Annotated in this window: 18 protein-coding genes; 9 read left to right on the top strand and 9 right to left on the bottom strand. The window is 74.9% G+C overall.

From position 1 onward, the window contains the following. Window positions 1-8 precede the first annotated feature (8 nt). Window positions 9-3,137 carry a molecular chaperone Hsp90 gene (locus AB0P07_RS31620; RefSeq protein ID WP_365556583.1) on the bottom strand — a complete coding sequence of 1,043 codons (3,129 nt, stop codon included), beginning with the start codon at window positions 3,135-3,137 and terminating at the stop codon, window positions 9-11. Window positions 3,138-3,576: 439 nt separating this feature from the next. Further along, entirely contained in the window at window positions 3,577-4,503 is a 927-nt protein-coding gene (locus AB0P07_RS31615) for a DUF3027 domain-containing protein (RefSeq protein WP_365556581.1), read from the bottom strand. A 344-nt stretch (window positions 4,504-4,847) separates the two neighbouring features. Here AB0P07_RS31615 and AB0P07_RS31610 point away from each other — a divergent pair, with 344 nt between their 5' ends. Genes AB0P07_RS31610 through AB0P07_RS31595 form a run of 4 tightly spaced genes read left to right on the top strand, consistent with a single transcriptional unit; the run spans window position 4,848 to window position 8,368 of the window. Beyond that, complete coding sequence (locus tag AB0P07_RS31610; RefSeq protein WP_365556579.1) at window positions 4,848-6,239, top strand: MFS transporter; 1,392 nt, start codon at window positions 4,848-4,850, stop codon at window positions 6,237-6,239. A gap of 58 nt (window positions 6,240-6,297) precedes the next feature. Further along, the gene (locus AB0P07_RS31605; RefSeq protein WP_365556578.1) at window positions 6,298-6,807 is read left to right on the top strand and encodes a DUF2771 domain-containing protein; all 510 of its coding nucleotides are present in this window, start codon (window positions 6,298-6,300) and stop codon (window positions 6,805-6,807) included. Between the two features lie 27 nt (window positions 6,808-6,834). Further along, window positions 6,835-7,530, top strand: a complete 696-nt coding sequence (locus AB0P07_RS31600; RefSeq protein ID WP_365556576.1) for a futalosine hydrolase — start codon at window positions 6,835-6,837, stop codon at window positions 7,528-7,530. Next, the gene (locus AB0P07_RS31595) at window positions 7,520-8,368 is read left to right on the top strand and encodes a 1,4-dihydroxy-6-naphthoate synthase (protein ID WP_365556574.1); all 849 of its coding nucleotides are present in this window, start codon (window positions 7,520-7,522) and stop codon (window positions 8,366-8,368) included. The genes AB0P07_RS31600 and AB0P07_RS31595 overlap by 11 nt, the downstream gene beginning before the upstream one ends. An 11-nt stretch (window positions 8,369-8,379) precedes the next feature. Here AB0P07_RS31595 and AB0P07_RS31590 read toward each other — a convergent pair whose 3' ends face one another. Then, window positions 8,380-8,763 carry a cold-shock protein gene (locus AB0P07_RS31590; RefSeq protein ID WP_003974650.1) on the bottom strand — a complete coding sequence of 128 codons (384 nt, stop codon included), beginning with the start codon at window positions 8,761-8,763 and terminating at the stop codon, window positions 8,380-8,382. Window positions 8,764-8,939: 176 nt separating this feature from the next. On the opposite strand from AB0P07_RS31590, the gene AB0P07_RS31585 reads away from it, so the two are divergent. Further along, on the top strand, window positions 8,940-9,218 hold the full coding sequence (locus tag AB0P07_RS31585) for a hypothetical protein (RefSeq protein ID WP_365556573.1): 279 nt from the start codon (window positions 8,940-8,942) through the stop codon (window positions 9,216-9,218). On the opposite strand, the gene AB0P07_RS31580 is transcribed toward AB0P07_RS31585, so the two are convergent. Beyond that, window positions 9,167-9,829, bottom strand: coding sequence for a haloacid dehalogenase-like hydrolase (locus tag AB0P07_RS31580; RefSeq protein WP_365556571.1), 663 nt, complete (start codon window positions 9,827-9,829; stop codon window positions 9,167-9,169). The genes AB0P07_RS31585 and AB0P07_RS31580 overlap by 52 nt on opposite strands. A 393-nt stretch (window positions 9,830-10,222) precedes the next feature. Continuing rightward, entirely contained in the window at window positions 10,223-11,233 is a 1,011-nt protein-coding gene (locus AB0P07_RS31575; RefSeq protein ID WP_365556569.1) for a hypothetical protein, read from the bottom strand. 140 nt (window positions 11,234-11,373) lie between these two features. On the opposite strand from AB0P07_RS31575, the gene AB0P07_RS31570 reads away from it, so the two are divergent. The 3 genes from AB0P07_RS31570 to AB0P07_RS31560 all read left to right on the top strand — a co-directional run bounded on the left by AB0P07_RS31570 (window position 11,374) and on the right by AB0P07_RS31560 (window position 16,233). Next, window positions 11,374-13,977 (top strand): helicase C-terminal domain-containing protein, encoded by a 2,604-nt coding sequence (locus AB0P07_RS31570; protein ID WP_365556568.1) that lies wholly within the window; start codon window positions 11,374-11,376, stop codon window positions 13,975-13,977. A gap of 403 nt (window positions 13,978-14,380) precedes the next feature. Further along, on the top strand, window positions 14,381-14,599 hold the full coding sequence (locus AB0P07_RS31565) for a hypothetical protein (RefSeq protein ID WP_365556567.1): 219 nt from the start codon (window positions 14,381-14,383) through the stop codon (window positions 14,597-14,599). Further along, window positions 14,596-16,233, top strand: a complete 1,638-nt coding sequence (locus AB0P07_RS31560) for a DNA repair helicase XPB (protein WP_134655622.1) — start codon at window positions 14,596-14,598, stop codon at window positions 16,231-16,233. The genes AB0P07_RS31565 and AB0P07_RS31560 overlap by 4 nt, the downstream gene beginning before the upstream one ends. 3 nt (window positions 16,234-16,236) lie before the next feature. On the opposite strand, the gene AB0P07_RS31555 is transcribed toward AB0P07_RS31560, so the two are convergent. Beyond that, complete coding sequence (locus AB0P07_RS31555; RefSeq protein ID WP_365556565.1) at window positions 16,237-16,422, bottom strand: hypothetical protein; 186 nt, start codon at window positions 16,420-16,422, stop codon at window positions 16,237-16,239. 287 nt (window positions 16,423-16,709) lie between these two features. Here AB0P07_RS31555 and AB0P07_RS31550 point away from each other — a divergent pair, with 287 nt between their 5' ends. Next, window positions 16,710-18,755: an AAA family ATPase gene (locus AB0P07_RS31550; RefSeq protein WP_365556564.1), complete on the top strand. Its 2,046-nt coding sequence runs from the start codon at window positions 16,710-16,712 to the stop codon at window positions 18,753-18,755. A gap of 206 nt (window positions 18,756-18,961) precedes the next feature. On the opposite strand, the gene AB0P07_RS31545 is transcribed toward AB0P07_RS31550, so the two are convergent. The 3 genes from AB0P07_RS31545 to AB0P07_RS31535 all read right to left on the bottom strand — a co-directional run bounded on the left by AB0P07_RS31545 (window position 18,962) and on the right by AB0P07_RS31535 (window position 21,081). Beyond that, window positions 18,962-19,651, bottom strand: a complete 690-nt coding sequence (locus tag AB0P07_RS31545; protein WP_365556562.1) for a copper homeostasis protein CutC — start codon at window positions 19,649-19,651, stop codon at window positions 18,962-18,964. An 85-nt stretch (window positions 19,652-19,736) separates the two neighbouring features. Then, entirely contained in the window at window positions 19,737-20,420 is a 684-nt protein-coding gene (locus AB0P07_RS31540; protein WP_365556560.1) for a maleylpyruvate isomerase family mycothiol-dependent enzyme, read from the bottom strand. 10 nt (window positions 20,421-20,430) lie between these two features. After that, the gene (locus AB0P07_RS31535; RefSeq protein WP_365556558.1) at window positions 20,431-21,081 is read right to left on the bottom strand and encodes a TetR/AcrR family transcriptional regulator; all 651 of its coding nucleotides are present in this window, start codon (window positions 21,079-21,081) and stop codon (window positions 20,431-20,433) included. Window positions 21,082-21,122 lie beyond the last annotated feature (41 nt).

Raw genomic sequence — 21,122 nt, 5'->3', positions numbered from 1 at the left:
CCAAGCCCCTAGTCGAACCAGCGGTCCCTGGCGAGTTCCTCCGTCCGCGACTCGTCCTCCAGCAGCGCCGCCACCTCGAAGCGGCGGGGCCACTGGCCCGCCGCCCAGGCGAGGCCGGCCGCCACGCCCTCCAGGGTCGCCGCGTGCAGCACGCCGTCGTCCGTGAGGCGCCAGTCGATCTCCACGCCGTCGACGACCAGTTCCTCGTGCTCCACGTACGACGCCGGGGTCCGCGCCCCCAACAGGACCCGCACCGGCTCCGGTACGCCGTGCTCGGCGCCCTCGGAGTCGACGCGGCCGGTGACGGACTCGCTCAGGCGGCGCACCTGGAACAGCTCGGCCAGTTCGGCGGCCCGGGCCGGGCGGACCGGCAGCAACGGGATCCCGGACGTGAAGGGCAGCAGGTCGGGCGAGTCGACCACGACGGCGTCGGCGGCGTCCACCACGCGCACCGCGCCGTCGACCACGGCCCGCACCTCGTCCGGCAGGGTGACCTGCTCCGGGTCGAGGTCGGCCAGCGCGCCGTACAGGGCGTGCAGTTGGGCGGCGGTGACCGGACGGTCGGGGTCGGCGAGGCGGTCCAGGAGTTCGGCGGCGCCGCCGGGTTCGTCGAGGAGGGCGGCGACCGAGGTGCGTACGCCCAGCGCCCGCAGTACCTGCTCGTCCTCGAAACCGGTCGCGTCGGCCTCGTCGTACAGGCCCCGCAGCAGCGGGTCGCCGCCCGCGGCGCGCAGGCCTGCCGGGCGGCGGCCGCCGAGCACCGGGTGCCCGCGCAGCCACCACGCGGTGTACGGCCGTACGACCTCGTGGGTGCCGTCGTGCAGCAGGACGCGGACGGGCTGGACGAGGGCGTCGCGCAGCGGCGGCCGGGACAGCAGAGCGAGAGCCTCGGGCCAGTGGTCGTCGTCCACGAGGTCGAGGTCGCGCACGGCGACGATCTCGGTGGCGACCGGCGGGACGGGGCTGTCCGGGAAGCGGTCGAGGACGTCCTCGCTCCACACGTCCACGGCGTCGAGGAGTCCCGCGTCGTCCGGCTCGGCGAAGTCGCCTTCGCGGGGCTCCAGTTCGTCGGGGTCGAGGACGACGTCGGTGGCGCGGACCAGGGCGAAGGCGACGAGGACACCGCAGGCGGCCAGCGGGTCCGGTCCCCACTTCTCGGCCAGTTCCGCGTCCACGGCGGCGAGTTCGTCCTCGCGCATGACCCGGGCGAACGGGCCGCCGGGGAAGACGAGTTCGCCCGCCGGGGAGAGTTCGCCGTCCTCGTCGGGCAGCGCGAGCGCGCCCAGCCAGGGCTCGTCCCCGGCGTCGAGTCCGGCGTCGCGGACCAGGCCGAGGACGGTGTCGGCCAGTTCCTCGGCGTCGAGGGCGTCCTCCTCCCAGTTGGTGCCGCCCTCGTCGTCCAGGGAGGCGGCGACGGCGGCCCGCACCTGCGGCGTGGTGAGCACGGCACGCGGGGTGGCCGGGAGGGCGCCGAGCTTCTCCAGGAGCGGGTGCGCGGCGTCCGGGTGGGCGACCTTGAGGCCGAGCCGGGTGAGGACCTCGGGGTCGAGGGAGGCGGCCTCCGGGGACGGCAGCAGCACCTGGCGGGGGCCGATGGTCGTACGCCCGTCGGCCAGCGGCACCGGCAGCCCGGACAGCCGGTCGGGGTCTACCCCGGCGAGGCTGTCGTAGAGCCGCCACCACCAGCCGGGAGCCTTCTCCAGGCCCGCCAGCCGGTCGACGGCGTCGGTCAGCGGCACCCGGGCCACGCCCAGCGTGCGCAGTTCGGCGCGGCGTTCCAGACCGGCGGGCAGCAGGGTCGGCAGCACCTCGGCGAGCACCCGCACGGTGTCGGCGCCCGCACCCTCCACCACCTCGGCGTCGCGGGGCCGCAGCGACTCGGGAAGGTCGTCCTCCGCGTCCTCGCCCCCGGAGGGGGCGGCGGGCGGCAGGAAGGACGTACGCGGCAGCCGGTCGAGGATCGCCTGCCGCAGCGCGCCGTCCAGTTCGCCCCGGCCCAGCGCGCCGGGCACCAGGTCGATGAGGCCGGCGGTGACCGGCCGCCAGTCGGCGAGCAGCCCGGCGTAGGCGTCGGCGGCCCGTTCCGTCAGGAAGTCGGTCAGCGGCCCCGGCGCGGTGTGCCGACGGGTGGCGTCCAGCGGGAAGGACGCGATGAGCAGGGCGGGCACGCCGAGCGGCTCGTCACTGGGCGTCGGCGCGTGGACCACGGCGCTGGTGCGGGGGCGTTCGGGAGCGCCGTCGGCGTCGACGGGCACCGCCCAGGTCACGGACCAGTGGGGGCGCAGCCGCTCCTCGACCGGCCGGTCGGCGAGCAGATCGGGGGTGAGCGGACCGTGCGCGGCGGCGGTGCGCCAGCGGGTGACGCCGTGGGCGGAGTCCTCCACCACGGTCAGGGCGTCCTCGGTCCGGCGGGAGAGGGTGCGCACCTCGTCCCCGGCCTCGATCACCACCTCCTCCAGGCCCGGCAGGGCGAGGAGCAGGGCGTCGTCCACGGCGTGCAGGAGCCGTTCGGCGAGGTCGGCGGCGGCCGTGTCGCGCAGCGGCAGGATGACGGCCGTGTCGTAGGGGGCGGGGGCGCTGCCCTCGGCGGGGAACGGCAGCCGCAGCAGCGGGACGTGCCCGTCGCGCCGCCGGATCTCGTCGCCCAGGCCGGGGCTGTGCCGGGCGGTGTCGGCGGCCAGGTCGCGGGCCTCGGCCAGGGACCAGCGCACGCCGCCGTGCCGGCCGACGACGGCGGGCTCGTCGGTGACGGCCAGGACGGCGGCGAAGCCCACCCCGAACCGGCCTACCGATCCGTCCCCCGCATCCCGCTTGGCGGAGGCGCGCAGCGTGGACAGCGACTCGACGCCGGTCGCGTCGAGCGGGGCGCCGGTGTTGGCGGCGACGAGGACACCGTCGCGCAGGGTCAGCCGGAGCCGTCCGGGCACGCCGGACCGGGCGGCGGCGTCGGCGGCGTTCTGCGCGAGTTCGACGACCAGCCGGTCGCGGTAGCCGCCGAGGACGAGGTCCTCCTCCGCGTTGGCGTCCTCACGGAACCGGGCCGGGCTCGTCGCCCAGGCGTCCAGCACCCCGCGCCGCAGACGTGCCGTACCGAACGGATCGGCACCCTCGGCGGCAGGCCGTACGAACATGCTCACGGTGACTCTCCTCATCGACGGACCACGAAGGTACCGCCCCGGCCGCCGGCACACGCGCGACGCCGACCGCCATCATCCAGCCCGCCGCGCTCCGGACCCCGGCCGGCAACATCCAGACCGCCGCGCTCCAGACCCCGACCGGCAACATCCAGACCGCCGCGCTCCGAACCCCGACCGGCAACATCCAGCCCGCCGCGCTCCAGACCCCGACCGGCAACATCCAGCCCGCCGCGCTCCAGACCCCGACCGGCAACATCCAGCCCGCCGCGCTCCAGACCCCGACCGGCAACATCCAGACCGACGCGCTCCAGACCCCGGCTGGCAACATCCAGACCGTCCGGCGTTTGAGGACGAGGCCGTCAAGGCCGACAGGGGTCTGGGGCCGCAGCCCCCAGGGACCTCGGCCACCCACACACCCGCACCCGTAACGCACCCGCCCCTACGAATGCCCCAGCTCCGCCGAGGCCTGGTCCTCACTCACCGGCACCGACCCCGAATCCGCGGCCGGCCGCAGCGGGAACGGATCCACCCGCGTCTCGTCGATCACCGGCGGAGCCACCCGCGGCGGCTTCGGCATGACCGCCGCCTCGGAGTGCCCGCCGCACCCGTAGGCCAGCGACACCACGTGCCCGTCAGCCGGGGAGAACTCGTTGGCGCACACCCCGAAGGCCTGCCCGAGCGAGCCGCCGATGCGGGCGAGGAAGCCGCAGCTGACGCAGGAGGCGGGGGCCGCCTGGGCCATCGCGGTCTTGGGGCCGTAGCCCTCCTCCCAGCGGTCGGCGGCGACGTGCAGCCCGTACCGGGACAGCACCCGGGTGCGGCGCAGGCCCAGCTCCTCGGCGACCGCGGAGATCGTGCCGCGGGCCGGGACGGCGGACAGCTCGGCGGGCGGCCCGGCGGTCACCTCGGCGTCCTCGGCCTCGACCAGGTCGGCCATCTCGTGGGAGACGGCCGAGTTGGGCGGCGGCTCGTCCTCGCCGGTCCAGCCGGGCTCCAGGCGCAGATCCTCCGCGTCGGTGGGCAGCAGGTCGCCGGGGCCCATGTCGCCGGGGCGCAGCCGCTCGCTCCACGGCACCCACTCGGGGGCGAGGAGTGCGTCGGGCCCGGGCAGCAGCACCGCCTCGTCCACCGTGACGATCTTCGCGCGGGAGGCGCGGGCCACCGTCACGGCCCAGCGCCAGCCCCGGTAGCCCATCTCCATGCAGGCGAAGAAGTGCGTGACGACCCGGTCGCCCTCCGACACCATCCCCTCGTGCTCGCCGACGACGCCGGGGGCGGCGGCCTCCTCGGCTGCGCCCCGGGCGAGGTCGACGGCCTCGGCGCACAGGCGGTCGGGGGTGCGGCTTCGCGTTGTCGCTGCGCTCACAGGTATCGCTTCTCTCCATACGCCGTCTCACGAGTGCGCCGCTGTGTGCGAGGGGCGGACGGAGCGGACCTGTGGACCGCGTCGACGTCCGCGCCCGATCGCGCTCGGGCGCACCTACGTCATCCATTCTGCGGGATGGCCGTACGGCGCGCGGCCGAGAACGTTCGCCACGGCGCGCTACGCACGCTACCTGTTCATGTGCGCTGGGCCTACACCGACGGGAGTTTCGGCGGGGTACGACCCGGCGTTCCCGCGTGGCGCGGGCCCCGGTGTCACCCGACCCGATCACCGCCATCCGTGCCGTATCGACGCTACAGCCGCCGCTGACGGGGCACTATGACGGGGTGGCAGCCGCACGGACGGAGTTCAAGCGCGGGCGCCGTGGGCGCGGCCCCGGTGCCCGGTTCCGTGCGCTCGGCCGGGCGCTGCGCCTCCCGGTGACCGGTACCGCGCGCGGCATCCGCCGGGCCACGCACGCGCACGGCGCGGGCGAGTCGGGCCTCGGCAAGCTGATCGAGCTGCACGGGGTGAACGGGGCCGGGGACGTGATGATCACCGTCGCGCTCGCCTCCACCGTCTTCTTCTCCGTCCCCACCGACGAGGCGCGCGGGCGGGTCGCGCTGTACCTCGCCATCACCATGGCGCCGTTCACCCTCCTCGCGCCGGTGATCGGCCCGCTCCTGGACCGGCTGCCGCACGGGCGCCGCGCAGCGATGGCGTGCGCGATGGGCGCCCGGGCGCTGCTCGCGCTGGTGCTCTCGGGCGCGGTCGCCACCGGCGGCCTCGAGCTGTACCCGGCCGCGCTGGGCGTCCTGGTCTCCTCGAAGGCCTACGGCGTGGTCCGCAGCGCCGTGGTGCCGCGGCTGCTGCCGCCCAAGGTCTCCCTGGTGAAGGCGAACTCACGGGTCACGCTGAGCGGGCTGCTGGCCACCGGTGTCGCGGCGCCGATCGGCGCCGGGCTCCAGCAGGTGGGGCCGCGATGGCCGCTGTACGGCGCCTTCCTGATCTTCGTGGCGGGCACCGTGCTGTCGTTCACGCTGCCGCGCAAGGTCGACTCGGCGCGGGGCGAGGACCGGGCGCTGCTCGCCGCGGACGAGGGGCACATCCCGGGGCCGCTGCGCAAGCGGGGCAAGCGTCCCGGGCTGCGCACGGTGGGCCCGGCGGTGACGCACGCGCTGGCCGCCAACGCCGCCATCCGCTGCCTGACCGGCTTCCTGATCTTCTTCCTGGCGTTCCTGCTGCGGGTGCACCCGATGACCGGGCAGAGCGCCGCGGTGTCGCTCGGGATCGTGGGCGTGGCGGCCGGCGCGGGCAACGCGCTGGGCACGGCGGTCGGGGCGTGGCTGCGCTCCCGCGCGCCGGAGATCATCATCGTGACGGTGGTCGCGATCGTGGTGGGCGCGGCGGTGGTGGCCGCGGTGTTCTTCAGCACCGTCCTGGTGGCCTGCCTGGCCGCGGTCGCCGGGTTCGCGCAGGCGCTGGCCAAGCTGTCGCTGGACGCGCTGATCCAGCGGGACGTGCCGGAACTGGTGCGCACGTCGGCGTTCGCCCGCTCGGAGACGCTGCTCCAGGTCTCCTGGGTGCTCGGCGGCGCCGTCGGCATCGTGCTGCCGCTCAACGGCACGCTGGGCCTGTCGGTGGCCGCCGCGATCATCGCCGCCGGGTGGCTGACGACCGTACGGGGGCTGCTCGACTCGGCGCGGCACGGGGGCAGGACTCGGCCGAGGGTGGCGTGACCACGCCACGCCGTACCCAGGTGGGGAGCGGGGCAGGAGCGCCGTATAGCCTTCCGCCATGACCACGTTGCCCCGCGGCACCGCCGCTCTCGGACACCGCGTTGTGCGACGCCGCCGCGCCGTCGCCGCCGTAGGCGCCGTGTCCGCCGGACTTCTCCTGCTGTCCGCCTGTGACGAACCGACCCCGATCGCGACGATCACGGTCGGCAGTGACTCGGTCAGCTCCGAGGCCACCTGCGGCGGAGAGGGCAAGACCCTTTCGGCCGACGAGATCACCAAGTGCCTGAAGGACAAGGACGCGAAGTCCATCACCGTCGACCAGGACGAGACCGTGCGCTTCGGTGTCGACCCGGACATCGCGGACAAGCACTGGACGATCCTGATGAACGGTCAGCAGCTGGTCGAGGACAGCGACAAGACCTACCGCACCGTGCCCGGCAGCGTCTTCTTCAACGCGCAGTACGGCGCCCAGGGCGACTCGACGAACGTCGCCGTCGCCGTGCGGGACGGCAAGGACGACAGCCAGAAGATCACCGGCGTGTGGGTCTTCGAGCTGAAGAAGGACTGACCGCCCACGTCCTCCCCGCACCTCCTCGTGGCCACCGCGGTCCCCGTCGAACGGGACGCGGTGGCTCGGGCGTTCCCGGCGCCGGGCACCGAGGTGTCCCGCCCCGGGATCGCCCTGCACCGGCTGCCGGACGGCTGGGACCTGCTGGCCGCCGGGGTCGGGCCGGCCCTCGCCGCCGCCTCCACGGCCGCCGCCCTGACCGCCGCCGCGCTCGACGGCAGCCCCTACGACCTGGTCGTCTCGGCCGGCATCGGCGGCGGCTTCGCCCCGCTCGCGCCCGTCGGCTCACTCGTCGTCGCCGACACGATCACCGCGGCCGACCTGGGCGCCGAGACCGCCGACGGCTTCCTGCCGGTCACCGACCTCGGCTTCGGCACCGTCACCCACCATCCGCCCGCCGGCCTCGTCGCCGCCGTCGCCGCCGCGACCGGCGCCCGCCCCGGCACCGTCCTGACCGGGTCCACCGTCACCGGCACCGCGGCCCGCGCCACGCTGCTGCGCGAGCGCCACCCCGGCGCGCTGGCCGAGGCCATGGAGGGCTTCGGCGTCGCCGAGGCCGCCGCCGCGCACGGCGTGCCGGTGCTGGAACTGCGCGCGGTCTCCAACCCGGTGGGCCCCCGCGACCGCGCCGCCTGGCGCATCGGCGAGGCCCTCGCGGCGCTGACGGACGCCTTCGGGAAGCTCGCCCCCGTCCTCAGGAGTTGGAACCCGCATGAGCGCTGACACGCTGCAGATCGCATACTCCCCCTGCCCGAACGACACCTTCGTCTTCGACGCCCTCGCCCACGGCCGCGTCCCCGGCGCCCCCGCACTCGACGTGACCTTCGCGGACATCGACATCACCAACGGCATGGCCGAGCGCGGCGAGTTCGACGTACTGAAGGTGTCGTACGCCGTGCTGCCCTATGTCCTCGGCGAGTACGCCCTGCTGCCCTGCGGCGGCGCGCTCGGCCGGGGCTGCGGCCCGCTGGTACTGACCCGGGAGGCGGACGCCGACCTGCGCGGCCGCACGGTCGCGGTGCCCAGCGAGACGTCGACGGCCTACCTGCTGTTCCGCCTGTGGGCGGCGGACACGGTGCCCGGCGGCGTCGGCGAGATCGTGGTGATGCCCTTCCACGAGATCATGCCGGCCGTGCGGGACGGGAAGGTCGACGCGGGCCTGGTGATCCACGAGGCGCGCTTCACGTACCAGAACTACGGGCTGCACAAGCTCGCCGACATGGGCGAGCACTGGGAGCGGACGACGGGGCTGCCGATCCCGCTCGGCGCGATCATCGCGAAGCGCTCGCTGGGCGCCCAGACGCTGAACCGCCTCGCCGACGCCGTCCGCGGCTCCGTCCGAGCGGCCTGGGACGACCCCGAGGCGTCCCGGCCGTACGTCATGGAGCATGCGCAGGAGATGGACCCGGCCGTCGCCGACCAGCACATCGGGCTGTACGTCAACGAGTTCACCGCCGACCTCGGCGAGGACGGCTACGCGGCGGTCCGGGGCCTGCTGACCCGCGCGGCGGCCGAGGGACTGGTACCGGCCCTCGGCCCGGACGCGCTGGCGTTCCCGTAACGGGACGGGGATCAGACGTCGAGCTGGTCCGCGACCGCGCGGAGCAGCCCGGCGATCTTCTTGCCCGCCGTCTTCTCGGGGTAGCGGCCGCGCTCCAGCATCGGCGTGATGTTCTCCAGGAGGGTCGTCAGGTCCTGCACGATGGAGGCCAGCTCGTCCGGCTTCTTGCGCTGTGCGGCCGCGACCGAGGGGGCCGGGTCGAGCAGGGCGAGCGAGAGCGCCTGGTCACCGCGCTGACCGGCGACGACACCGAACTCGACGCGCTGCCCCGGCTTCAGGCTCTCGACTCCGGCGGGGAGGACCGAGGAATGGACGAAGACGTCACCGCCGTCGTCACGGGAGAGAAAGCCGAAGCCCTTCTCGCTGTTGAACCACTTGACCTTGCCGGTAGGCACGTCTGTCCTCGTCCTCGTACTCGTCGGGAAAACTGCTCGGAAATATGCTCGAAAAACGGCTCTTGACAGCACTCGGGCGGGTCGTCCGGACCCGCCGGTACCCAGGCTAATGGCGATCGGGCGGGTGACAAGACGTCCCCCGGTTGTTCTCCAGGCCTGGGAACTACCCTGGTCGGGTGCGTGAACAAACCCAAACGAATTCCGCCGCGCCCGGTGACCGGCTGATCCGCGCCGGTGCGATCGTCTTCTTCGTCGGCGCCGTGGCCACTGTGGTCACGGTGGCCCCGCTGCTGCTGGGCACGACGCCCTTTCCCACCTTCATGTTCGCACTGAGCATGCTGATGGGAGTGGGCTTCCTGATCGCCGGTGCCGGGGTGCTCCGGTCGGTCGCCGCGGGGCGGCGTCAGGCGCGCGCCGCGTCGAGTCCCTCGGTGTCGCCCTCGCCGTCGCAGTAGGCCGCGAGCCATACCGGGAACCGTGTGAGGCCGGCGAGGACCACGTCCGCGCCGGCCGCGCGCAGCTCGTCGGTGTCGCAGGGCCCGCTCGCCACGGCCACGGAGAGGGCGCCGGCGGCGCGGGCTCCGCGCACGTCGCCGACGTGGTCGCCGACGTAGACGTCCGCGTCGTGCTCGCGCAGCGCGACGGCCTTCTGCTCGGCCCACAGGCCGCCGATCACGGCGTCCGGCTCGATGCCGAGGTGGGCCAGGTGCAGCTTGGCGTTCGGCTCGTACTTGGCGGTGACGACGATCGCCCGTCCGCCGGCCTCGCGTACGGCGGCGACGGCCTCGCGGGCGCCGGCCAGCGCGAGGGTGGGCTCGATCGCGTACGCCGGGTAGATCTCCCGGTACAGGTCGGCGACGGCCTCGATCTCCCCGGCGGGGAACCAGTTCGCCAGCTCCTCGGCCAGCGGCGGCCCGAGCCGGGTGACGGCCAGGTCGGCGTCCACGTACGTCCCCGTGCGCGCGCTCAGCTCCAGGTAGCAGGCGCGGATGCCGGGCCGTGAGTCGATCAGCGTCATGTCGAGGTCGAAACCGACGGTGGGCGCGGGGCGGGTCGTGGAGGCCATGACCCCCATTGTGCCGGGCACCGAACGGGCCCGGTCGGGCGCGGGCCCCGTCGGGCGCGAGCCCCGTCGGGCGCGAGCCCCGTCGGGCGCCGGGCGGTCGGGCCGGGACGGGCCCCAGGCGCCGCGTCCTTCGGCCCCGGGCCGTTCGCGACCCAGGGGGCCGCCGCCCGGGGTGCCGCCGCTTGCGCCACCGGGCCGTACCGTCGCCCCGGGCGTTCACTTTTCGACCCACCGAGTCGGGTGGTGCGGTGGCACGGGCCGGGGGTCCAGAGGGCGGAGCCCCCTGGTACGGCCACCGTGACGCGCCCCGCGAAGCATCCGGGGGCACGGGCTCGGGGGGCCGACGGACGTGGCGCGGGCAGGCACGAACGGCTCGGCTGCCGAAGGGCCCCGTCAGCCGCCGGAGCGGCGGGAGCGCCACAGGAGGTAGAGGGCCGTGGCGACGGCGGCGCCGCGCAGGACCCAGGGCCAGGTGTCCGCGACGGCCTCGTTCAGGTGGCCCTCGGTGATCTCGTCGCCCCAGCGGCCCTGGGCGCGGCCCCACAGCCAGACGGCGCCGGCGGCGGCGACCGTGCCGGGCAGGCCCAGGACCGCCCACTTCGTCTGGGCCGGGGTCAGCCGGCGGGAGAGGTGGGCGATCAGCCAGCCGAGGCCGAGGGGGACGAGGCTGCCGAGGACGGCGCCGACGATCAGGAGGGCCGCGGCGAGCAGCAGCAGCGGGTTGTTCCAGCCGCCCTCGGGCCACGGGCGGGGCAGGCGGCGCCCCTCCCGCTTCCCGACCGGCCCGGTGGCCGGCTCCTCGGCCTCCACCGGGGTCTTCGACCCGGCGGTCTCCTTCCGCGCCGCCTCGTCCTCCGCGCTCGGCGGCTTCCTGAGCAGCTCCGGGATCTCGACGCCGCCGACGAACCCGGGGACGCTGTCGCCGAGGGTGCCCGTACCGGCGAAGGGGCCGTCGTCGACCCGCCACCAGTCCGGCTGTCCTTCGTCGACGTCACCCAGTTCCCGCGCGCTCGCCAGGTGGGGAGGGGAGGCGGCCGGGGGCCCGGCCGGGGTTTGCGGTGCGGGGCGCCGCCGGCCCCTGCGCCGCTGGGCGTCACGGGGCGCGGCGTCGCGGGGCTCGGGGTCCCGCTGCTCGGGTACGGCGGTGGGGGCCGGCGCCTGCTGCCGTGTGCCCCTCGTGCCGCCCGCCGCGGTGACGACGTCGTCCGGGTCGCCCAGCCGGTCCAGGATGCGACGGACGGCGGCGGGACTGTCCACGGTGGTCTTGGCGCGGTGCCGGTCGATCTCGTTGCGCAGCTCCGACACCAGCCGCATGCGGGTGGCCGACGGCAGCTGCCGCTGCTGGGCCACGTCGCCGACGCGGCTCAGATACTCGAAGACGACCTGGTCGCTCTCGATCCCCACGTTCCCCTCCGGGGCGGTGCGTTGAGGTACCCCGACGTACCCCGTCGGACGAAGGTACCGAATCCTCCCCGTCCGGCCGACGGCACCGCGCCCGCGCACGCACACCTCCGCCGTCGCACCCACCCGCTAACGTGAGCAGGATGAGCACCGAGGAGAAGTCCGCGGCCCCCCGGTCCCTCGCGGAGGCGCTCCGCGTCAGGGACGACGTCTCGCTGGCCGCCCTCCTGCGCAGCCGTCCCGACCTCATCACCCCCGTGCCGACCGACCTCACCCAGCTCGCCACCCGCGCCGGCACCCGCGCCTCGGTCGTACGGGCGCTGGAGCGTCTTGACCGGTTCGCGCTGCAGACGGCCGAGGCGCTGGCCGTGGCGCCGGACCCGGCGTCGTACGGCGCGCTGCTCGCCCTGATGGGCGGCGACGCGGAGGACCCGGCCGTGGCGGCCGCGCTGCCCCGGGCCGTCGCCCTGCTGCGCGAACAGGCGCTGGTGTGGGGCGCCGACGACCGGCTGCGGCTGGTGCGCACCGCCCGTGAGCTGCTGGCGCCCTCCCCGCAGCACCCGTCCCCGACGGGGCTCGGTCCGTCCGTGCGGGAGGCGACGGCGGGGATGTCGCCGGGCCGGATCCAGGAGCTCCTCGGCGCCGTCGGCCTGCCCTCGACGCACGACTCGGTCTCCGCCGTGTCCGCGCTCGGCGCCCTGTTCGCCGACCGGCGGCGCATGGCCGCGCTCCTCGCCGAGCTGCCGGAGGAGTCCCGGGAGGTGCTGGCCCGTCTGGTGTGGGGACCGCCGTACGGCCAGGTCACCCACGACCCCGCCGCCCACCTGCGCGCTCTCCTCGACCGGGGCCTGCTGCTGCCGACCGCGCCCGGCACGGTGGTGCTGCCCCGCGAGGTCGCCCTGCATCTGCGCGCGGGCCGGGCGCACCGGGTGCCCGAGCCGGTGCCGCCGGCGGTGGAGGCGGCCGCCACGCACCGTCCACAGGTTGTGGACGCCACCGCGGCCGGGCAGGCCCTGGCGGCGCTGGCGACCGTGGAGGAGCTGCTGAAGGAGTGGGACGAGGGCGGCCCGGCGGTGCTGCGGGCCGGCGGGCTGAGCGTGCGAGACCTGAAGCGGACCGCCGTCGCGCTGGACGTGCCCGAGCCGGTCGCCGCGTTCTGGGTCGAACTGGCCTACGGCGCCGGTCTGATCGCCTCCGACGGTGAGGCCGACGAGCGGTACGCTGCGACCCCGGCGTACGACGAGTGGCGCGAGCTGCCGCCCGCCGAGCGCTGGGCGCACCTGGCGGAGACGTGGCTGACGGCGACCCGGACGCCGGGTCTGGTCGGCGGGCGGGACGCGAAGGACCGCACGCTCTCGGCGCTGGGCCCGAACCTGGACCGTTCGGCGGCGCCGGAGGTACGGCACCGGGTGCTGGCCCTGCTGGCGGGGCTGCCCGAGGGTGCCTCGCCCGTCGAGGCGTCGGTGCTGGCCCGGCTGCGCTGGGAACGCCCCCTGCGCGGCCCGCAGCAGCAGCGGGAGACCGGGACCGGTGAGGCGCGGGACGACGACCTGCGCAGCCGGATCGCCCGGTGGACGCTGTCCGAGGCCGAGCTGCTGGGCGTCACCGGGCGCGGTGCGCTGGCGGCGCCGGGGCGGGCCCTGATCGGCGCCCCCGAGGCACCCCGTCCGGCGGCGGAGGCGCAGGAGTCGGAACCCGAGGGTCCGGGCGACAAGCTCCCCGTCCACCACCACCGCATGCCCCCGGCGGCCACTCCCCCGGCCCCCGCCGAACGGGCCGCGGCCACCGCGACCGCCGCCCGGCTGCTGGCACCGCTCTTCCCGGAACCGCTGGACCACGTCCTGCTCCAGGCCGACCTGACGGCGGTGGCGCCGGGGCCGCTGGAGCGGGAGCTGGCCGACGTGCTGGGGGTGCTGGCGGACGTGGAGTCCAAGGGCGGGGCGACGGTCTACCGGTTCACGCCGGGTTCGGTGCGCCGCGCGCTGGACGCCGGGCGGAGCGCCGCCGAGCTGCACGCGTTCCTCGCCCGGCACTCCCGGACGCCGGTGCCGCAGCCTCTGACGTACCTGATCGACGACGTGGCCCGGCGGCACGGGCGGCTGCGGGTCGGCGCGGCCTCGGCGTACGTGCGTTGCGACGACGACGCGACGCTGGACGAGATCCTCGCCGACAAGCGGGCCGCCGCCCTGGGGCTGCGCCGCCTGGCGCCGACCGTGCTGGCCGCGCAGGCCGACCCGGCGGCGCTCTTGGAGGGGTTGCGCGCGATCGGGTTCGCGCCGGCCGCCGAGTCCGCCGCGGGCGACGTGCTGATCGCCCGCGCGGACTCCCACCGCACCCCGCCCCGGGCCGCCCCCGAGCCGGTCCCGGACGGTCCGCCGGCGCCCGACGACACGCTCCTGGCGGCGGCCATCCGCGCCGTGCGCGCCGGTGACCTGGCCTCCACGACCCCGCGCAAGCCGGGCCCCGGGAGCGGGGAGGGCGGCGGTGAGGGCGGCGCACCGGGCGGCTCGCTGCCCCGCACGGGCGCGGCCGAGACGCTGGCCACGATGCAGGCGGCGGTCCTGACCGGCGAGGCGCTGTGGATCGGCTACGTGAACGCCGAGGGCGCCGCCAGCCAGCGCGTGATCGCGCCGATCCGGGTCGAGGGCGGCTTCGTCACGGCGTACGACCACACGGCGGACGAGGTGCGCACCTACCCGCTGCACCGGATCACGGGCGTGGCCGAACTGGCCGACGACGCGGGCTGATCCGGACCGGCTCCCGCGTGCGACGCGCGGCGCACTTTCGGGTGTACGCGGTGCTCCGTGCACGCCGCTCCGGGTGATTCGCACCTGCGAGGGAGCTTCTTTTCATGAACCGTATCGGGTCACGGGCGGTCGGGCAGCCACCGGGTGCCCGGCAAACCAACCGAAAGGAAGAACCCGATGCGTACTGCCGTTCGCCGTGTCGCCACCGCCCTGACCTCCACGGCGGCACTGCTCGCCGTGTTCGCCGCCGAGGCCGCCGCCGTCGGCATCGACCTCGGCGGAGGCCTCACCCTCCGACCCGTCCCCCCTTCCGCATCCCTCCGGCGGGCCGGACCCCCAGCCCTTCCGGGTCCGGCCCGCCGCCCCCGCCGAGACCTTCGCCGAGAACCCCGAAAGACCCTCCATGCGCGGCAAGACCTCCGTCCCCGGTCCCGACCGTTCCACCGCCCGTTCCGCCGTCGCCGTCTCGGTGGCCGCCCTGATCACCGCCGCCGCGCCGGAGGGGCCTCTCGTCAACAACATCAACATCGCTCTCCGGTGGGCCCGGCCCGCGATCAGGCACACTGGACGTTTGGCCGAGCCGTCGTCCGGCCGTACGCACGCGAAAGGGTGCCGCCCGTGAATGGTCCGCTCATCGTCCAGTCCGACAAGACCCTGCTCCTGGAAGTCGACCACGAGCAGGCCGCCGACTGCCGTCGGGCCATCGCGCCGTTCGCGGAGCTGGAGCGGGCGCCGGAGCACATCCACACCTACCGGGTGACCCCGCTGGGACTGTGGAACGCGCGGGCGGCGGGCCACGACGCCGAGCAGGTCGTGGACGCGCTCGTCGAGTACAGCCGCTACCCGGTGCCGCACGCGCTGCTGGTCGACATCGCCGAGACGATGGACCGCTACGGCCGCCTCACCCTCTCCAAGCACCCGGCGCACGGTCTGGTCCTGACCACCACCGACCGGCCGGTGCTGGAGGAGGTGCTGAAGTCGAAGCGGATCGCGCCGCTGGTCGGGGCCCGCATCGACCCGGACACGGTGGCCGTGCACCCCTCCGAGCGCGGGCAGATCAAGCAGACGCTGCTGAAGCTGGGCTGGCCGGCCGAGGACCTCGCCGGGTACGTCGACGGCGAGGCGCACCCGATCGAGCTGGCCGAGGACGGCTGGGCGCTGCGCCCGTACCAGAAGCAGGCGGTGGAGAACTTCTGGCACGGCGGCAGCGGTGTCGTCGTGCTCCCCTGCGGCGCGGGCAAGACGCTGGTCGGCGCGGGCGCGATGGCGCAGGCGAGGTCCACGACGCTGATCCTGGTCACCAACACCGTCTCCGCCCGGCAGTGGAAGCACGAGCTGGTGAAGCGGACGTCGCTGACCGAGGACGAGATCGGCGAGTACAGCGGCACCCGCAAGGAGATCCGGCCGGTCACCATCGCCACGTACCAGGTGCTGACGACCCGCCGGAAGGGTGTCTACCCGCACCTGGAGCTGTTCGACTCCCGGGACTGGGGGCTGATCGTCTACGACGAGGTGCACCTGCTGCCCGCTCCCGTCTTCAAGTTCACCGCCGACCTCCAGGCCCGTCGGCGCCTCGGCCTGACCGCCACGCTCGTCCGCGAGGACGGCCGCGAGTCGGACGTGTTCTCCCTCATCGGGCCCAAGCGGTTCGACGCGCCGTGGAAGGAGATCGAGGCGCAGGGCTACATCGCGCCCGCCGACTGCGTGGAGGTCCGGGTCAACCTCACCGACTCCGAGCGGCTCGCCTACGCCACCGCCGAGGCGGAGGAGAAGTACCGCTTCTGCGCGACGACCGACACCAAGCGGAAGGTGACGGAGGCGATCGTGCGGCGGTTCGCCGGGCAGCAGATCCTCGTCATCGGCCAGTACATCGACCAGCTCGACGAGCTGGGCGAGCACCTGGGCGCGCCGGTCATCAAGGGCGAGACGTCCAACGCCCAGCGGGAGAAGCTCTTCGACTCCTTCCGGCAGGGCGAGATCAGCGTGCTCGTCGTGTCGAAGGTCGCGAACTTCTCGATCGACCTGCCGGAGGCGACGGTCGCCATCCAGGTGTCGGGCACCTTCGGCTCCCGGCAGGAGGAGGCCCAGCGCCTGGGCCGGGTACTGCGGCCGAAGGCCGACGGCCACCAGGCGCACTTCTACTCGGTCGTCGCCCGCGACACGCTCGACCAGGACTTCGCCGCCCACCGCCAGCGCTTCCTGGCGGAACAGGGCTACGCCTACCGGATCATGGACGCGGACGAGGTCCTCGGCTGACGTTCAGTGACGGCGGACGCCGGCCTCCTCGCCGTACTCGCCGAGGATGACCACGTCGAAGGCGGCGCCCGCGAACACCCGCACGGCGCGTACCGCGTCGCCGAGCCGGTGCCGGTGGCTGCCGGCCACGGGCGTGGCACCGGACGCGCGGCCCGGTGCCGGGGCGGGGGAGATGGTTGCTGCGCTCATGTCTCCATGGTGCGACCGCCCACCCCCGACCGGCATCGGTCTACGGACTCAATTCCCGGCCGCCTCCGGTACGACCGCAGGGGGAGCGCCTCCCCCGGCGCGGAGGACGTGATCCCCTAGGGGTCGAGAGCGGGGCGGAGAAAAACGGTTGGCCCGCGCCGATCGCGCTCCCCTAGAATCTCCGCTCTTGCCCGCCTCCCCACGGAGTGCTGCCGTCCGGACGGAAACCGGTCGGCCCACCGCGCGTCCCGCGCCCACCGCACCGCAGGTCATCCGGAGGCACCCCCTTGTCCACGCCCGTCCACGACGACCCCCTCTCCAAAGAGCGCTCCCACCTCTCGGCGTCCCGTTCCGCGCTGCGCGCGATGCGCGAGGACGTCGAGTCCCTGGACATCACCGACGTCACCGCGAACTGGGTCAACGCCGCCGTGCTGGAGGCGCAGATCGAGCAGCGCATCAAGGCGCTCGCCGACCTCAGCGAGACCCCGCTGTTCTTCGGCCGGCTCGACTACACGCACGCTCCGGGCGCCGAGCAGGCGGAGGGCGGGGAGGGGGAACGCTTCTACGTCGGGCGGCGGCACGTGCACGACGCGGACGGCGACCCGATGGTGATCGACTGGCGGGCGCCGGTCTCGCAGCCGTTCTACCGGGCGTCGAAGAAGGACCCGCAGGACGTCTCGCTGCGCCGCCGCTTCGGCTACACCGCCGGGGACCTGACCGCGTACGAGGACGAGCACCTGCTCGACCCGGCCGAGGCGGCGACCACCAGCAGGCTGCTCCAGGAGGAGATCGAGCGGCCCCGCGTCGGACCGATGCGGGACATCGTGGCGACGATCCAGCCCGAGCAGGACGAGATCGTGCGCGCCGGGCTGGCCGGCTCGGTCTGCGTGCAGGGCGGCCCCGGCACCGGCAAGACCGCCGTCGGCCTGCACCGGGTGGCCTACCTCCTGTACGCGCACCGCGAGCGCCTGGCCCGCACCGGCACGCTGGTCATCGGCCCGAACCGGTCTTTCCTGCACTACATCGAGCAGGTCCTCCCGGCGCTCGGCGAGCTGACGGTCCGCCAGGCGACGGTGGACGACCTGGTGGCCCACGTCGAGGTGCGCGGCGCGGACGAGGCGGCGACGGCCGTGCTCAAGGGCGACGCCCGGATGGCGGAGGTGCTGCGCCGGGCCCTGTACTCCCACGTCGTCCCGCCCACCGAGGGCGTCGTCGTGGTGCGCGGCTCGCGCCGCTGGCGGGTGCCGGTGTACGAGCTGGAGGAGATCGTCCGCGAGCTGCTCGCCCGTGACATCCGCTACGGCGCCGCCCGCGAGGCGCTGCCGCAGCGGATCGCGCACGCCGTGCTGGTGCAGATGGAGCGGGCGGGCGAGGCGCCGGACGACCGGGTGCAGAACGCGGTGGCGCGCAACACGGCCGTGAAGGCGCTGGTGAAGTCGGTCTGGCCGCAGGTCGACCCGGCCAAGCTGGTCCTGCGCCTGCTCGCCGACGCGGACTTCCTCGCCGAGCACGCCGAGGGGATCCTCACCGCGGAGGAGCAGAAGGCGGTGCTGTGGGCGAAGCCGGCCCGCTCGGTGAAGTCGGCCAGGTGGTCACCGGCCGACGCCGTGCTGATCGACGAGGCGACCGACCTGATCGAGCGCACCCATTCCCTCGGGCACGTGGTCCTCGACGAGGCGCAGGACCTGTCCCCGATGCAGTACCGCGCGGTGGGCCGGCGCTGCACGACCGGCTCGGCGACCGTCCTCGGCGACCTGGCGCAGGGCACCACGCCGTGGGCGACCCGGAGCTGGGCGGAGGCGCTGGGACACCTGGGCAAGGGCGAGGCGGTGGTCGAGGAGCTGACGGCCGGTTTCCGCGTGCCGACGGACGTCATCGCGTACGCGTCCCGGCTGCTGCCGCACATCGCGCCGGGCCTGACGCCGGTGGCGTCGATCCGCGAGAACCCGGGCTTCTTCGACGTCCGTACGGCCCCGGGCGGGACGGCCGACGTGGTGGCGGCCTGCCGCGAGCTGCTGGAACGGGAGGGCTCGGTCGGCCTGATCGCCGCCGACGCGCGGGTGCCGGAGCTGGCGGCGGCCCTGGCGGCGGCCGGAATCGGCCACGTCGGCCCCGGCGAGGAGACCACCCACGCCACCCGCCTCACGCTGGTCCCGGCCTCGCTGGCCAAGGGCCTGGAGTACGACTACGTGGTCCTGGACGAGCCCCGGGCGGTGGTCGACGGCGAGCCGGACGAACGGACGGGACTGCGGCGGCTGTACGTGACGCTGACCCGCGCGGTGTCGGGGCTGATCGTGACCCACGGCACGGGGTTGCCGCCGCAGTTGGCCTGACCCCCCTGGCTGCGGGCAGTCGCACACGCCGCCGCTGCGGGCAGTCGTGCCTCCCCCAGTGCCTGAACGGCCCGGGAGGTACCCGCAGGCGGCGCGGGTGGGCGCAGCGGCACCCCGCAACGCCGGGCCGCGCTCCCCACCCCGACCCGCGCCCGCACCAGCACAGGCACAGGCGAAGGCGCAGGCACACGGCCCCAGCCGAACGCTCAGTGACCGAGCACCCGCCGCCACTCCGCGACCGCGTCCGCCGACACCGGCCCCGCCCACCCGCCGGGCCGCGCCGCGCCGCCGATGTGGAAGCCGTCGATGCCCGCGTCCAGCAGCCCCGGCACGTGGTCGAGGCGCAGGCCGCCGCCCACCAGCAGCTGTTGCTCGTACCCCGGCTCACCGCGCCGCCGCGCCTCCGCGAGCAGCACGGTCAGGCCCTCGTCCACGCCACCGGCCGCGCCGGCCGTCAGATACGTGTCGAGGCCCGGGAAGTCCGCGAGCTGCTTGCGCAGCGCGTCCCGGTCGGCGGCCCGGTCGATCGCGCGGTGGAACGTCCACCGGCACCCGTCCAGCACCTTGGCGATCCGCTCTACCGCCCCGAGGTCCACGTCGCCCGCCACGTCCAGGAACCCCAGTACGAACTGCGTGGCCCCGGCGTCCCGCATCTCGCCGGCGACGCGGGTCAGCCGCTCGACGTCACCGGCGGCGAACCCGTCCGCGAGCCGCAGCATCACCCGTACGTCGATGTCGACGGCGGCACGGATCGCGGCGACGGTCGCGGCCGACGGGGTGAGTCCGTCGGCCGCCATGTCGGTGACCAGCTCGAGGCGATCCGCGCCTCCGGCCTGGGCGGCGACCGCGTCCTCGACGTCGAGGGCGATCACCTCCAGGACTGCACGCTTGCTCATGGGACCCCATTCGTCGGCCTGCTACAGGTCTAGTCCAATCCAAGACTACGCGCCCGACGGCACGCCCGGGGCCCCGCGTCGTCGCTCAGCCGCCGAAGATGTTGAGCTCCTTCGCCTCCACCCCGGCCAGCTCCCAGCCCGCCGCTTGGCCCAGGGGGCGGCCCGCGTAGAGCCGTACGAGGGTGGCGCCGTCGCCGATGTAGCGGCCCGGCGGCCGCTCGCCGCTCGCCTCGCCCAGCTTGAGGGGCTCGTCGAGGTCGTCCAGGTCGGCGTGGAGCGGTACGTGGCCGCGCGCCCGGGTGACGGCGCCCAGCAGTGCCAGCGCCTCCGGCAGCCCCCGACCGGCGTACGCCCCCGGCTCGCCGAAGGCCACCCGTACGTCACCGGCGTGCACCCACTCGCCGAGTGCGACGGTGTCCAGCACACCGCCCGCCCGGGCGATCACCGGGCCGGCCTCGGTCATGCCGCGCTCCAGTTCGTCGACGACGCGGGCGTTGCTCCAGTCGGCGCGTTCGGCGATGTCGCGGTCGTTGGACTCGGGAGAGAAGACGCCCCTCTCGAAGCGTTGTTCCACCACCCGGATCAGGGCGCTGGAGCAGTGCGCCAGCACGTCGCGCACGGTCCAGCCGGGGCACGCGACCACGGGCAGGGCGAAGTCGGCGTCGGTCCGGGACCGCAACAGCGGCACCAGTTCGTCGCGTTCGAGGGTCAGCAGCCGGCCGGGCAGTTCTGGGTCGCGTACGTCGTGCAGGTCTGCGGGAGTCGTCATGGACTCCACGTTAGGGGCCGAGCAGGTCCTTCAGTTCGGCCTCGAAGAGAAGCGCGGGGTCGAAGCCCATGCCGGTGAACTGACCGGCCAGTTCCAGCGACAGCACGCCGTGCAGCCGGGACCAGAAGGACAGGGCGCGGTGGAGCACCAAAGAGGGCGCCGGGTGGTCGCCCGCCCACTGCCGGTGGTCCTCGAGATGCGCGTCGAACGCCCCGGCGGTGCCGCCCGGCGACGGCAGTGCGGCACACGCGTCCACGATGACCGCCATCGTCTCGGCGGCGATCTCGGTGATGTCGCCCGGTGCGTGGTAGCCGGGGACGGGGGTGCCGTGGATGAGGAAGTAGCGCTGCGGGTCGTCCAGGGCCCAGGCGCGCAGGGCGTGCGCGAGGCGGGCCAGGTCGGCGCCCGACTCGGCGGCGGCCCGGAAGGTGTCGGCCTGGCTGCGGTAGGCGTCCCGGATGAGTTCCGTGATCAGCTCGTCGCGGCCGTCGAAGTACCGGTAGAGCGCGGGTCCGCTCATGCCCATCCGCTTGGCGATCGCGTTGAGGGAGAGCGCGGAGGCGCCCGCCGTGGCGATCTGCTCCCACGCGTGTTCCTTGATCTCCGCTCGCACCTGGGTGCGGTACCGCTCGCGCGGGGTGCTCGTGTGCGCCTCCGGCATGGTCCGTCCGCCACCTCTCGGCCCTCGGCCCGGCTCGTCCG

It is taken from the genome of Streptomyces sp. NPDC085944 (genome assembly GCF_040686295.1).
Taxonomy (GTDB): Bacteria; Actinomycetota; Actinomycetes; order Streptomycetales; family Streptomycetaceae; genus Streptomyces; species Streptomyces salinarius.
The sequence above is the reverse complement of the archived record's forward strand: the minus strand, read 5'-3'. Positions and strand labels throughout refer to the sequence as shown.

What these genes read in the sequence shown, in the direction of transcription:
- AB0P07_RS31605 (WP_365556578.1), top strand. Translation starts at nt 6,298, where the DNA reads ATGACCACGTTGCCCCGCGGCACCGCCGCTCTCGGACACCGCGTTGTG.
- AB0P07_RS31595 (WP_365556574.1), top strand. Translation starts at nt 7,520, where the DNA reads ATGAGCGCTGACACGCTGCAGATCGCATACTCCCCCTGCCCGAACGAC.
- AB0P07_RS31580 (WP_365556571.1), bottom strand. Translation starts at nt 9,829, where the DNA reads ATGGCCTCCACGACCCGCCCCGCGCCCACCGTCGGTTTCGACCTCGAC.
- AB0P07_RS31570 (WP_365556568.1), top strand. Translation starts at nt 11,374, where the DNA reads ATGAGCACCGAGGAGAAGTCCGCGGCCCCCCGGTCCCTCGCGGAGGCG.
- AB0P07_RS31565 (WP_365556567.1), top strand. Translation starts at nt 14,381, where the DNA reads ATGCGCGGCAAGACCTCCGTCCCCGGTCCCGACCGTTCCACCGCCCGT.
- AB0P07_RS31555 (WP_365556565.1), bottom strand. Translation starts at nt 16,422, where the DNA reads ATGAGCGCAGCAACCATCTCCCCCGCCCCGGCACCGGGCCGCGCGTCC.
- AB0P07_RS31545 (WP_365556562.1), bottom strand. Translation starts at nt 19,651, where the DNA reads ATGAGCAAGCGTGCAGTCCTGGAGGTGATCGCCCTCGACGTCGAGGAC.
- AB0P07_RS31540 (WP_365556560.1), bottom strand. Translation starts at nt 20,420, where the DNA reads ATGACGACTCCCGCAGACCTGCACGACGTACGCGACCCAGAACTGCCC.
- AB0P07_RS31535 (WP_365556558.1), bottom strand. Translation starts at nt 21,081, where the DNA reads ATGCCGGAGGCGCACACGAGCACCCCGCGCGAGCGGTACCGCACCCAG.